The sequence below is a fragment of the bacterium genome (assembly GCA_016716565.1).
Classification (GTDB): domain Bacteria; phylum Bacteroidota; class Ignavibacteria; order Ignavibacteriales; family Ignavibacteriaceae; genus IGN2.
The window spans coordinates 397,638-412,914 of the sequence record JADJWC010000001.1; the positions used below are offsets into that span (position 1 = coordinate 397,638).

Here is a 15,277-nt window from a genome sequence, read left to right on the forward strand (position 1 = left end):
ATTCAAACTTAGTTACGGACAAAATCATTTTAAAATTAAAAAGTGCTGCGGAAATTAATTCGCAGCACTTGGGCAATTAATTTATAGCAGGACTATTTTCTTGTATCTGATACAACTCTGTAAATTTCGTCAGAATGCTGTCCGACGTATTTATTCCACAGTGCATTATCTGCATCCAGTTGTTCTTTTGAAAAAGCTTTTTCGAAAATTGAATCAAGATCATTAAAGAATGAGAAGAGATTTTCCTCCGATTCAAACTCTGCTATTAGTACGAGATCACGGCTGTCTGCACCCCAGTAATGTCTTAGCACGTAGGAACGAAGTACGCGTGAATCTGAATTAATGACACCAGCCTGTCGCTTTAAAGTTTCGCTGAAAGCTTCAGCATCATCACCCATCACGCCGTGCATTTTGAAAGTCTGCACGTGAACAACATGGAAATCATTTCCATCCTGTGCAAAAGAAGATGTAGTAAAAAAGAATAGAATAGTGAAAAGAAAAGCCGCCAAAGATAGCTTAGACATTATGCCTCCTGATAGAAGTAATGTGTTATTGAATGTAGTTAATTAAATGGACACCGAAATAATACAAGAATAATTAACAACCAGCAAATATTTGGCATTATTAAAAATCCGCAGTGAATTCTGTTTGATTTTCCTACCCTGATGAATCGGTTTTTGCTATCTTCACACCAACATTTCTAAAAATATTAACAGGTTGAGCTATGATAAACAAACTAATTTTCACAATAATAATATTTGCAGCTAACTATCAGAGCAATTTTGCCTGCACAAACTTTATTGTAACCAAAGGTGCAAGTGCTGATGGTTCAGTTATGATTTCGTACACTGCCGACTCATATGGATTCTACGGAGAGCTTTATCATTTTCCTGCCGCAGTTTATAATAACGGAGCCTGGCTGGAAATTTATGAATGGGATTCCGGCAAATATCTTGGAAGAATTCCGCAGGCAGAAGTCACATACAATGTTGTCGGCAATATGAATGAGCACCAGGTAGTAATTGGTGAAACAAGTTTCGGCGGAAGAGAAGAGCTTGTTGATCCGAAAGGATTAATTGACTACGGCAGTTTGATGTATATCGCTCTTCAAAGATCAAAATCCGCTCGCGAAGCAATCAAAATAATGACTGATCTAGTCAACGAATATGGCTATCACAGTTCAGGCGAATCTTTTTCAATTGGTGATGCAAACGAAGCATGGATACTTGAAATGATTGGCAAAGGCGAAGGCAACACAGGGACAGTTTGGGTAGCGGTTAAAATTCCGGATGGATATGTATCGGGACACGCAAACCAGTCCCGTATTACAACTTTTCCTTTGAACGATCCGGAGAACTGTATTTATTCACCTGATGTAATTTCTTTTGCAAGAGAGAAAGGCTACTTCAATGGTGAAGATTCGGAGTTTAATTTTTCAGATGCTTACGCTCCGCTAGATTTCGGAGCAATAAGATTCTGCGATGCACGTGTGTGGTCTTTGTTCAGAAGATGTAATGCTGATATGGATAAATATGCTTCATATATAAAAGGAGAATCTCTTGAAAGAATGCCGCTTTATATAAAGCCAGAAAAAAAATTATCAGTTCACGATGTTATGTATTTAATGCGTGACCATTACCAAGGAACAGAGCTTGACATGACAGTTGGTGTTGCTGCCGGACCCTACGAAATGCCTTACAGGTGGCGTCCGCTAACGTGGAAGTATGCAGAAGAAGAATATTTCCATGAAAGACCCATCTCAACACCACAGACAGGATTTTCTTTTATATCGCAGGCGAGATCTCATCTGCCAAATGAAGTCGGAGGAGTTTTATGGTTTGGTGTTGACGATACATACTTTACTGTGTACACCCCTATGTATTCATCAATAACAAGAATACCGTATAATTTTTCGGAGGGAGTTGGTTCTCTTTCAAAGTTTACGTGGGACGCAGCGTTCTGGGTATTTAATTTTGTCTCCAACTTTTCTTATCCCAGATTTTCTGTTGTTATTGACGATGTAAAGAAAGTTCAGGGCGAGCTTGAAGGTTATTATCTCGCACAGCAAAAAACTGTTGATGAAACCGCTCTTTCTCTGCTGAAGAATTCGAGAGGAGAGGCGATTGAATATCTCACCAATTACTCTGTTGCTTCCGGAGAAAAAACATACGAGCGATGGAAACAGCTTGGCGAGGAGCTTCTTCAGAAAAATATTGACGGCATTTCCAAAACAGAATTCTTTCAGCCAAAAAACATCGGCTATCCCGATCACTTTAAAAAACGTATCATTGAAGAATCGGGTGATAAGTTTAAAATGAAGGAAATCATTACTGATCCAGAACTCACTTACACTCAGAATATAAGTAAAGCAGATCAGCTTGTTGTTGAAAAGAAATATAGCGAGGCAAAATCATTTTATCAGAAAGCACTGGAGATAAAGCCGAATGAGGTATATCCAAAACAAAAGATAGAAAAAATTGAATCTATACTTGGTGCAATAGACCAGATTCACAACAGCACTTTTTAGTAATTGATCTGGATTTGTTCGGGGTGATAGAAAAAATCATCCCGAGCAAAAAATTTTTTTCCTGCTTCCTTCAATATCCCCATTTTGAGAATTTCATTCTCTGAATCAACATAATCACCTTGCATAATAAGAGATATGGGTTAAAATCTGATTTTTCCTGTCGGCATCAACTTTGAAAAAATATTTTTAAAGCGTGCAACTCTGTTAACACTTAGCAACAGTTGCCCGATAGATAGGGATGTGAAATTAATTCACTTTAAGTTTGTTAAATAAAATTTTTAACCTATTTGTCCGTTAATCAGTGTCTGCTATTTATTAAACATTTCTCAATGGGGTTCCAATGAAACACTTATACAGCACACCAGTATTTTTCATCATTTTTATCTTCTCAGTTTCCAGCATAGTTCTGGCTTCTGTTCCTGATGGAGTTAGCCTTACAAAAACACAGCAAGGCTATCATATAGATTTTACATTACCGGGGTATCAGTTCGAGCAAATTACTGCAGAAGGGAAAGAATATCTTCAGCTCACAATCCCGGAGTACGGAGTTATTGCGAATGTCGGACTTCCTGCATTGCCGATAATTTCTTTTAATCTTTTCATCGCACAGAATGAAAATCAGCCGGGATTTGAATTAAAAAATATTACCTCGTCCGAAAGCACATTAAAAAATAAAATTTATCCGTTCCAGATGCCGTGGGAAAAATCGAAATCACTGGATGAAAGACCGTTCACGATTGATCTTAATTATTATAACTCAACGGGTAATCTGGAGCAGCCCTTTGTTCAAATCTCCGAGCCCTTCATTATCGCGGGTGTTAAAGGAGTTACGATTACAATCTTCCCATTTAGATATAATCCAGGCGAGGATATACTTTACGTAACCAATACAGGATCGGTTGATATATTAATTAATAATCCGGTTTCTCCGGTAACAGATAAATCCCCGGTCTTCAATCAGTACTTAAGCAGAGTATTTTTGAACTATGAGTGGAGTTCGCCAAAGTTAGCTTCGAAGTATTTGATCATAACCGATCCTGCATTCGAAGCCGGAATGCAGCAATTTGTTACTCACAAAGTCAGCAAAGGTTTTCAGGTTGATATGTTCAACACAACCATCACTGGAACGACAACAACCGCAATAAAGAACTTTATTCAGGCAAGATACAACGACCCGTCAACTAAGCCAGAATATATTTTATTAGTTGGTGATGTTGCTCAGATTCCCGCATGGACAGGTACAGGTGAAGGCTCTCCCAAAACAGATGTCAATTATGCACAGTTAGAAGGTGGTGATTATTTCGCAGATGCTTTTCTGGGAAGATTTTCGATTGCAACCACAACGGAGCTTCAGAATGCAATTAATAAATCCGTTTTCATGGAAAATCAGATTGGATCGTTATTGAAGAAAAATATTTACATGGCTTCATCGGATAACTATCAGATAACCGAAGGAACACACAATTATGTTATCAGCACATACTTTGAGCCTGCTTTTTATACAAATCTGAAATTATACACTCATACCTACGGTGCAACAACACAGCAGCTAATAAATGCTTTAAATGATAATCAGATATTTGCTATCTACTCTGGTCACGGCTCAGAAACTTCCTGGGCTGATGGACCTGTTTTAACTCAGCCGCAGGTTAGAGCATTAACAAACTCATGGTATCCGTACGTTTATTCTTTTGCGTGCGTAACCGGTTCATATCACCTGACTGAATGTTTTGGTGAAACCTGGCTGCGGACAACAAATGGCGGCTCAACTTTTTATGGTTCGTCTGTTAACTCATACTGGGATGAAGATGATATTCTTGAAAGACGATTGATCAAAGCAATGTTTGAAGATGGACTGACCAGGGTTACACCAATGTTTGATATGGCGAAGATATATCTTGTAAATCATTACGGCGGTATAATTGGAACCGGAACAACAACATTACGTTATGTTGAGATGTACAACCTGATGGGAGATCCATCAATGCCTGTTGTGGAAATGGGACCGCCGTGTCCGATCGATCCACCGGCTAATCCAAATCCTGTAAACGGAGCTACTAATATTCCAATTGCCGGTAACACTGCAACCTGGACAAACGGTGCAGGCGCAACTCAGATTGAAGTTTGGTTTGGAGAAACCGGAAATCTTGTTCAGGTTTATAACGGGGTGCCGATTACATCTTTATCATTGGCATCATTTGAACCGCTTGATTACAGTACAACTTATGGCTGGCAGGTAAAAGGTAAGAACGATACTTGCACAGTTCCCGGACAAGTCTGGACATTCACTACAATGCAGGATCCGAATTTGTTTCAGTGGGTTGAACCATTTCCAAATATGAATAACTGGACAATTGTAGGTCCGCTGGGTACAACTAACTGGTCAGCGAACAGTTCTGCAAGTGCAGGAGGATCGCCACCAGAACTAAGAATGAGCTGGACACCTTCATTCAACGGTGAAACAAAAATTAGATCTGTCGTTATCTCATTACCAGGAAATAAAGAAATAACATATTCGTTCAATTATTACTTTGACTGGTACGCAAATCCAAGCGGAACAGTTACAGTTTCTGTTACTTATGACGGCGGAACTACAACCACACCTCTTTACAGCCAGGTTGATGCAACAGGAAATGTTGGACCAAGTGTAATCTCAGGAACATTCACAACTCCTGCGTCCGGTTCACAGAACACACAGATAGAGATTAAATTTGTCGGCAACTCATTCAACAACGATAACATTTACTGGGATAACCTGACTCTCGGCTACATCGTGCCTGTTGAACTTACTTCGTTTACTGCAACATCGGAGAATGATGAAGTTCATTTGAAGTGGATAACTGCAACCGAAACGAATAATCAGGGATTTGAAATTCTTCGCTCTGTTGCAAATGACAAAGAATGGCAGAATGCCGGATACGTTGCAGGGTTCGGAACAACAACTGAACCGAAATCATATTCATTTGTTGATTCAAAACTTGATGCGGGAAATTACACCTACAGACTGAAACAGATTGATTTTGATGGAACAGTTACTTATTCGGAAGAAGTAAATGTTGAAGTTGAAATACCTCTGGTATATTCTCTCGAACAGAACTATCCGAATCCGTTCAATCCGTCAACAACAATAAAGTATTCTCTATCTGAAGATGGATTCGTTAAGCTGGCAGTTTACAATCTTCTTGGTGAGGAAGTAACAACACTTGTAAACACCGAACAGAAAGCTGGCAGATACGAAGTAAACTTCGACGCATCGAAACTATCGAGTGGAGTTTATATGTATCGACTGGAATCAAACAACTTTTTATCAATTAAGAAGATGATATTAATAAAATAGTGGCCTCCCTAAATCCCTCCAAAGGAGGGACTTTAGGAATCAAGTTACAGCTAATGGGTAGTGTAAAAAAAGGCAGTTCAATTTTTAGTAATTAAAACCAGGTGAGATAAATGAAATATTTCAGCAGAGAAAAAGCAAAAAATTATTTTTTACTTTTATCTTTAATCTTTGTTCTTGTTGTTCCACCGAACGTATTTGCTCAGTGGTTGAACGATGGCGGAATAAAAACTAATATCCTGAGTGTCACTTCTCAGAGCACAAGAGTTGAATACATTCTTACTCAGTATGATGAACGCATCGTTGATGTTAACGGGGCAGAATGTTCTCAATATCAGATTCCCGGCAGCATTGTTTTGATGGAAAGAGGATTACCTCAGCTTCCGGCTGACAGGAGAAGCATTGTCATTCCCGATCTTGCGGTAACGAACTATACAATTATTGATTCTGAATATGAAACGATAGAAACTCTCCCTATCATATGCCTTCGAAAGGACATTTCACAAGGAATATCGATCCTGATTCAGTACCGTTTGAGTTCAGCGAATTTTATACAACAAACAACTGGTATCCTGCAGAGAATATTCAGCTTGATGTTCCTTACATTGTTCGGGATTTGCGTGGGCAGACAATTCAGTTCAACCCGATGCAGTACAATCCGGCAGAAAGAAAACTAAAAATATGTAAACGAATTGTTGTAGAAGTTTTTAATAATTACAGTTTGCAGGCTGTAAATCCATTCATCAGGAATAACCCTCTTGATGCTGTCGATAGAGATTTCAACGATATTTATAAATCGCTATTTATTAATTATGGTCTCGGCGAATTTGATTACACTCCTCTTGAAGAAACAGGAAGACTCCTGATAATTTATCCGACTGCATTTGCAGGCAACGTGACTCCTTTTTACAACTGGAAAGTTGAAAGAGGTATTACAACTTTACTGGCAGAATATCCAACACAAACCGGAACTGGTTCAGCAGCGATTAAAAATTATATTCAAAATCTTTATAACTCACCCGAAGGATTAACTTTTATAATCCTCGTTGGAGAAGCAAACCAGATCCCAACAATAAACGGACAATACGAAGGCGCACCTTCTGATCCCTGTTATGTTAAACTTGCAGGAAGTGATGCTTATCCGGATGCATTCATTTCAAGAATATCTCCGACATCAGCAGCAAACCTTGATTATGTTTTATGGAAGCTGATCAGATATGAAAAATATCCTGACACAGGTCCCGATGCTGCATGGTATCTAAAAGGAACCGGTGTTGCAAGCAATGAAGGTAGCCCGCCGGACTGGCAGCGCGCAAACCTTCTTCGAGATATGTTAATTAATAATATGTATTTCACACAGGTTGATCAGATTTACGATCCGGGCGCAACATCATCGCAGGTCACAAATGCACTTAACGATGGAAGAAGTATTCTTAATTATATCGGGCACGGTTCAGGAACATCGTGGAGTACAACAGGATTTGGTAATTCAGCTATTCATCAACTTTCTAACGGATATAAAAATCCTTTTATTATCGATGTTGCTTGTTTGAATGGTGATTTTACTATGAGCGAATGTATGGAAGAAGCATGGATAAGAACAGGAAGTATGACAACACCGAGAGGCGCAATTGCAGTATATGGTTCTTCAACAAATGCAAGCTGGGTTCCTCCTTGTGATATGCAGAATCACGGGATGATGCTTTTGACAACAAGACAGAAACAAACAGTCGGCGGAGTTAGCTTTAACGGATTAATGCACGCAATGGATCTTTGGGGCGGAAGCACCGGCGAAGGTCTAAAGCTGATGGAACAGTATAATATTTTTGGTGACTGCACGATGCTTCTTACAATGGGCGTAACTCCTGATACAGTTGCACCTGCACAAATAACAGATCTCGTAGCACATGATCCGACTTCGAATTCTGTTACTTTAAACTGGACAGCACCATTGGATTCTTCATTTCTTGGAATAGTCAGTTATGATTTGCGTTATTCAACAACACCGATTGTAACTAATAACGATTTTGAAAATGCACCGCAGGTTATGGTTGCTGGCGGACCGGATACTTCAGGAACACCAAAGAGTTATGTTCTTCGCAACCTTAACTTTAGCACTCAATACTATTTTGCGATAAAAGCGTTTGATCTTTGGGGAAATAAATCCGTTATGTCAAATGTTCCGGTGATGACAACGTGGGGAGCTCCGCAAATTGTAGTTACTCCCGACTCGATGTATTGTCCTATTATGCCGAATACATCTCACACAGATTCGGTGATGATATTTAACACAACAACCAGTAATTCGACACTTGATTACGAGATTGAGTTAACCAATAATACTTTCCCCGGACAGATAATCACAAGAGTTATTCAACTGAATGAATCAAATTCAGTGAACGCAACAAAAGAGAATCCTGATTTGAATAACGGAACAAGTTCGCGTGGTTCCGGCGGTCCGGATCTTTTCGGATATGAATGGATAGACAGTAACGAACCCAATGGACCGGATTATGTTTGGAATGATATTTCAACAACAGGAACGCTTGTTACTAATTGGGTTCCAACCGGAACATATGATGCTAAAGATGAAGGGTATGCCGGTCCTTTCCCGCTGGGATTTGATTTCAAATATTATGGAAATACAAAAACGCAAGTCTATGTCAGCTCAAATGGTATAATAATGTTCAGCACATTAAGCACGAATATTATTACTAACGCGAGCATACCTAACAGTGCGATTCCAAATGAATATATCTCACCATTCTGGGATGATCTGGATGGACGAACTCAGGGAACCGTTCATTATAAGCAGGATGGTAATAAATTCGTCATCCAGTTCACAAACTGGCAGAAGTATTCAGCAACAGGTTCTCTTACATTCCAGGTTGTTCTGCATTCAAATGGTAAGATTATGTTCTATTATAATAATATGAACGCAACACTTAATTCAGCAACTGTTGGAATTGAAAACCAAACTGGAACCGATGGACTTCAGGTAGCTTACAATGCAAATTATGTACAAAATAATCTTGCTGTCCAGTTTTCAGCAGAACCGGAATGGCTGATTACAGAAAATATGCAGGGAACAGTTTACAATGGTAACTCAATAGCTGTTCTCCTTAACTTTATTACTGAAGGACTCGACAGCGGTGATTACTCAATGGATATGGTGATCACAAGTAACGATCCGTTTAATCCGGAAATAATCGTTCCGATTGCAATGAAGATTACAAGCATAGTTCCCGTTGAGCTTTCTTCTTTTACAGCAGAAAATGTTGATGGAGAAGTTGTATTGAAATGGCAGACGGTGACTGAAACGAATAATAGTGGATTTGAAGTAGAACGAAGTCAAATGTCAAACGTCAAAGGTCAAATGGATTGGACAAAGATTTCTTTTGTTGAAGGAAGAGGAACAACAACTGAATTAACAGAATATAGTTACAAAGATAAAATTATAGCTCCGGGAAAATATGTTTACAGGTTAAAGCAAATTGATTTTGATGGAACAGTTTCATACAGCAATGAAGTTGAAATTGATGTAACTGGCCCGAAAGATTTTGCTTTGTATCAGAACTATCCGAATCCATTCAACCCGACAACTATAATTAAATTTGCATTACCTGTTGACAGCAAAGTAAAAATAAATGTTTACAACTCACTCGGTCAGTTGGTTGAAACATTAGTTGATAAAGAAATGCAGTCAGGCTATCACGAAATTAACTTCGACGCATCAAGGTTAGCAAGCGGAGTTTATTTATATCAGCTAAAGGCAGGAGAATACGTTTCAGTAAAGAAAATGCTTCTAATTAAATAAATTATCTGGTAGCACAGATTAATAATCTGTGCTACTGTAATATTATTGTGGGCAGGTCGTTGACTTGTCCTTTTAATTTGTAAATGTTGGTCTGTAAAATAAGACTTGACAGATAAAATATTTTTTCTGACGTTTCTCTTAAACAAAAAGAGGAGTTCGCACATCAAATAATTTTACCTTTCTTCATCAATCAATAATAGAGGTAAAAAAATGAAAGGGATAAAATTTTTTCTTCTGCTCGTCAGTTTTTCTTCATTGACCTTTTCACAAACAACACATTATTTTTACACACATAAAAATGATAGCAAAAATGTGTTAAAAGAAAATACTCGTTCTATTCAAAATTTATTTTCTAAGGAAAAAGTTTTAATAAAACAATTAGAAGGTAAACCAGGTTACCTTGCTGCTATCAACCTGAACGACACATTTGATAGCCAAAATTCAAGAGAAGATTCCGCTACATTTTTTATAAGATTTGATAACTATTGTTTTGCCTTTGTTTTATTTAATGAAAACTTTTGGATTAGTGATAGCGACGTTATTTGGAACCAGGACAGAACATTAGCTGAGTTTACGGTACCTTTAGCAACCTACCAGTTTTTTAGTTATAGCGAAATTCAAAGCCAAACTATATTTGTGATGAAAGAAGACATTTTAATTACACAAACAGACACACTTGAAATAAATTACAACGAGGCTCAAAATGCAGTGGTATTAGAGAATTTGGATGAAAATGGTAATGTTCTCCCTGTAATCCAGCAATATTATCTCAATCCGACTGAAATTTATTTTTCAAGAACTGGTTTTCTATTTGTTTTCTGGGGATTTACTTTTTTTAATATATATTGTTCAGATTTTTCGGAAGAAGTACATTTTTCATGCGGACTATCCTGGACAGATTTTTTAGATACAAAGAAAAATTACGTAATTAACCATCAACTAATAAAGGGATTAAATAATTCGGTAACATTAATAAACAATCCAGAAGATTTTATTGAACATGATATTGATGTTTTTTGCTCAAGTAAGGAAGATTCTATTTATATGGGGCATTTCGATAGCATGAGATTTGGCGGAGACACTTTGTTTGGTTTTGGTGGAGCTGTAAAAATCGCAGGCAACGATTGGAAAGGAAAGTTATTTTCAACACCATTCAATAGCAATCATACTGGTTTTTGTACTGGTCTTTTCTCTATGGATCTCCAGAGAAACTTTATCTTTGCCACTAATCCAATCCAAACTGAAAGCGGCTATACATTTACATACTGGATTGCAGGATTAAATAATACACCTCCGAACATCATTAAATATCCGGATAAAAGTGAAATTAGTCTTGGATACATAGCCTCTTATACCGATGCATTTTTATTCAATACCGAAAATTCAATCTTCTTTGGGAGTAGCTATTTCGGTTTAACTAATGAGACTAGGTATGACGATTTGCATAATTCTTATTTTCAACTTTTTGATTTCCAGAATAGTCTGATTGCAGAAGGTATAGTTGAGAATTTTCCCCCACTCTTTCTAAATCCAAATAAATACATTTTAAAAACGACAAATAACAATTTTAAAATTTCAGGAGAAGCAGCTGAATTACTATCAAACCAATATTTTGACCTAAGAAGCAATGATAAAACCCCACCATTTATTTCATCATTGAACATAATTGATGAACAGGGCGTTCCTTCTCGTCGATTTGAAAAAAATAGTTTGGGCAAACTTTCATTTTCTGCGAATGATATTGAAATTAATGGTTTCATTGTTGATTCAACACAGGTATTATTTAGGCTAAGTGGTACCAATGATTGGCAAAAAATCCCGCTAAACTATATTCTTTATGATGAACGAATCGGATATTTATATGAATCTGATTTAGCCCCATATACAAATTACGATTCTGCTTCAATTGATCTTAAATTTATTTTCACTGATTTATCCAATAATATAACGGAACTTGTACTTCAACCTGCAATTGGAATAGGTAAGTATGGTACGATTACAAGTGTTATTCCAGATTTAGAATCTCAGTTAAATTCTCCCAAAAATTTTAATCTGTATCAGAATTATCCCAACCCATTCAACCCGACAACAACAATTAAGTTTGCATTGCCGGTTGAGAGTACTGTGAAGGTAAATGTTTACAACTCTCTCGGACAGTTAGTTGAAACCTTAGTAGACAAAGAAATGCAATCAGGTTATCATGAAGTAAGCTTTGATGCATCAAGGTTGGCAAGCGGAGTTTATTTGTATCAACTGCAAGCCGGAGAATATATATCAGTAAAGAAGATGTTATTGTTGAAATAAAGTCCAATATTTCAAATCTAACTTTTCATCCCACTCAACGAACATTGAGTGGGATTTTTTATTATAACACACATTTTTAATCCACACAGAATATCATTTAACATCTTATCTCCATTATGATTAATTTTGAGCGCAATTTGATTTTAATAAACGAGAGGAATCAGAAATGAAAAAATTAATTATACTATTCATTTTATTATCATCACAGCTTTTTGCGCAATACATCACGCCGAATACAGGTGTAAACTGGAATCTCGATGATCTTGTAACAAATTCCGGTGGAACTGTAACTGGAACATTCCCTAACTATGCAATCAATAATAAAGTAACCGTATCTGCACAGGACAGAATTTATATACTTCCTGGCTCGGCAGTTACATTTTCGGGATCTGCATCCGGTTTTGAAATTTTTGGAAAATTTCTGGCTGTTGGCACACCAGCGGACACGATACGATTTTCTGCTTCAGTTCATGATTCGCTTGGTGGTTCGTTTAACGGATTTTATTTCAGGGAATCTTCTGTTGATTCTGCATGCATTATCAGCTATACAAGAATTGAATACGCTTACTACGGCCTCAGATGTCTTGGTGCAAGCCCGACTTTAAGTCATTCTTATCTCTGGAAATGCAGAAGAGGGGCAAACTTATCCAGCGATTCTCATCCTGTTATAACTAATAACCGGATTGAAAGAAGTTATGAGTACGGAATAACTATGACGACTGGCTGCTCTCCATTGATAGAATACAACGAGCTGATAAATAACAATTCACAGAACACCAGTCCCAAAAATCAAATTTCCATTGGAACACAGGGCAACAACTCACCGACCATTCGCTACAATATAATTCAGGGAGGAATGTTCAACAGAACCGGCGGAATAAGTATCTCAACTTTGATTTCCGGTTCATCATCATCGTCTGAAATTGCTCACAATGAAATTTACGACAACAGTTTTGGAATTGCATTGCAAGGTTCAAATCCAATCACGAGTTATATCCACAACAATTTAATTTATGATAACAACATCAACCCTGACGTAATGACTTCCGGAAGCGGAATAAATGCTTATGGCACTGCTGTTGTCGCACCGATAATTACACGGAACAAAATTTCCGGAAACTGGTGGGGAATTACAATACAGATTGGTATTGCGGGACAGCCGGGTCCGCAGGTAAATCTTGGCAACATCGAAAACACAGACACAACCGACGACGGAAGAAATATAATTTCTGGAAATATTCAGGGGACAGATGTGTACGATCTATACAATAATACTCTAGAAACAGTATACGCACAGAATAATGATTGGGAAGTTTATGATTCATTATCTATAGAAAATCATATATATCATTTTAAAGATGACAGCACATTAGGATTAGTAATCTTTATTCCGTTTTCAAGTTCAATTCCTGTTGAACTCACTTCATTCACCGCAGAATACATAAATGACGAAGTTGTTTTAAATTGGCGTACAGCAACGGAAACAAATAATAGTGGATTTGAGGTTGAAAGAATCTCACCCCGTCTCTCTCCTTACCAAGGAGAGGGTGGCGAAGCCGGGAGAGGTTGGGAAATGATTTCTTTTGTTGAAGGAAGAGGAACAACAACCGAGTTGACAGAATATTACTACAAAGATAAAATCATAAATCCGGGAAAATATGTTTACAGATTAAAACAAATAGATTTCGATGGAAGTTTTTCTTACAGTAATGAAGTAGAAATTGATGTGGCCGGACCAAAAGATTTTGCTTTGTATCAGAATTATCCCAACCCGTTCAATCCAACAACAACAATAAAGTTCGCTTTGCCGGTTGACAGCAGGGTAAAAATAAATGTTTACAACTCACTCGGTCAGTTGGTTGAAACTTTAGTTGATAAAGAAATGGAATCAGGATATCACGAAGTAAACTTTTCCGCCAAAGGCGGATCCGCCTCCGGCGGAGATGCGTTAAATCTTGCAAGTGGAGTATATCTGTATCAATTGCTGGCAAGTGAACACGTTGCAGTTAAGAAAATGCTATTGTTAAAGTAAGTTTTTTATAGTAGCACAGATTATTGGCGTAGCCATTCCCTCGGAATAATCTGTGCTACATCTTTAACTCAATAAAAAAATAACAAACAACACGCCAACAACTCCCCACGCAATTTTGGTAGCATATTTCGGAAACTTCAATTTTGTCCAGCCCCAAAGTTTTGCAACGATTACCATTAATACCATCAACAGCAAAGTTATTCCTGTGCATTCAATTGCATTTAGGTTCGGACCGAGAGAATTTGCCAGACTTTTTCCGAATGTAGAACTGTAAATTACCAGCAGGTGAAGCCAATAAATTAAAAGCGATTCACGGCTTGCATCGATTACAAATGATTGTTTGGTTTGTTTCCAGTTAGCATAGTACCAGCAAAGTGCTGCAGAGAACAAAACGTAGCCAAGTCTTTCAATGAAAAAGACCGGGTTGGGAAGAATTGACGTCAGAGATCCGGGGAACAAACCGGAATAAAACAAGTGACCGGAAAGCAGCATAATTATTCCGGTGATAGTTGTTGCCTTAATAAATTTTGACTCTTTGTTGTTTGCAGCAGAATTCAAAAAATATTTTGAGAAGATTGCTCCAACAAGAATAAAATTTAACCACGGAAAAACAGGAAAGAGAGAACCATTCAGCCTGTTGAAGTAATTTGCAAACACTGGATGAAGATAGTGCGTAAATTCTGTCTTCCAGAAAATCGGCGACACCGCCGTTACAATAATTGTTAGCACAATCAAAGTATAATGATAAATTTTATCTGAACGGACAATTAATCTCAAAACAAATAAAACCAGTAATCCAACACCGATACACTGAAGCACATCAACCGCATAAAATTGCTGAAGCTGTTCCGGTGTTGCTTTATTAATAATTTTTGAAAGTGATTTGTACGGAAGATGGAGTGCATAACCGATAAGTATAATTGAGATTATTCTCCACAGCTTTTTCCAGAACGGAAGCTTGAACTTGCGCATATCATCCAGTTTGCTGCCCGAAGAAATTTCGAATACAAAACCGGATACAAAAAGAAATGCAGGTGCGATTAGTCCGTTTATAAAAGTTACAACACTGAACCATCCTGTCAGCTTTAATTCGGGAAGCAGGAAAGTATTGAACACGTGTGGCTCAATCATAAGTATTATTGCCCAGCCGCGCAGCAAATCAATAAATGTGTAACGGACTTTTTCTTTCATACGGAAATTTTTTATCAAAAAATTAAGACAAAATATTATTAATCAACTTATTCTAACTTAGCAAGTTCATGT

General features: G+C 37.5%; 7 protein-coding genes. 5 read left to right on the plus strand and 2 right to left on the minus strand.

What is annotated here, in order from left to right:
* Positions 1-92: 92 nt before the first annotated feature.
* Positions 93-524 carry a hypothetical protein gene (locus IPM14_01830; protein MBK9096863.1) on the minus strand — a complete coding sequence of 144 codons (432 nt, stop codon included), beginning with the start codon at positions 522-524 and terminating at the stop codon, positions 93-95.
* Between the two features lie 200 nt (positions 525-724).
* Between IPM14_01830 and IPM14_01835 the strand changes: the two genes are divergently transcribed.
* The 5 genes from IPM14_01835 (at position 725) to IPM14_01855 (ending at position 14,014) form a co-directional block, all read left to right on the plus strand.
* The gene (locus IPM14_01835; protein MBK9096864.1) at positions 725-2,527 is read left to right on the plus strand and encodes a C69 family dipeptidase; all 1,803 of its coding nucleotides are present in this window, start codon (positions 725-727) and stop codon (positions 2,525-2,527) included.
* 340 nt (positions 2,528-2,867) lie between these two features.
* Entirely contained in the window at positions 2,868-5,864 is a 2,997-nt protein-coding gene (locus tag IPM14_01840; protein MBK9096865.1) for a T9SS type A sorting domain-containing protein, read from the plus strand.
* Between the two features lie 478 nt (positions 5,865-6,342).
* Complete coding sequence (locus IPM14_01845; protein MBK9096866.1) at positions 6,343-9,678, plus strand: T9SS type A sorting domain-containing protein; 3,336 nt, start codon at positions 6,343-6,345, stop codon at positions 9,676-9,678.
* Between the two features lie 210 nt (positions 9,679-9,888).
* Positions 9,889-11,982 (plus strand): T9SS type A sorting domain-containing protein, encoded by a 2,094-nt coding sequence (locus IPM14_01850; protein ID MBK9096867.1) that lies wholly within the window; start codon positions 9,889-9,891, stop codon positions 11,980-11,982.
* Between the two features lie 166 nt (positions 11,983-12,148).
* Positions 12,149-14,014 (plus strand): right-handed parallel beta-helix repeat-containing protein, encoded by a 1,866-nt coding sequence (locus IPM14_01855; GenBank protein MBK9096868.1) that lies wholly within the window; start codon positions 12,149-12,151, stop codon positions 14,012-14,014.
* 63 nt (positions 14,015-14,077) lie between these two features.
* Here IPM14_01855 and IPM14_01860 read toward each other — a convergent pair whose 3' ends face one another.
* Entirely contained in the window at positions 14,078-15,205 is a 1,128-nt protein-coding gene (locus IPM14_01860) for a DUF1624 domain-containing protein (protein MBK9096869.1), read from the minus strand.
* Positions 15,206-15,277 lie beyond the last annotated feature (72 nt).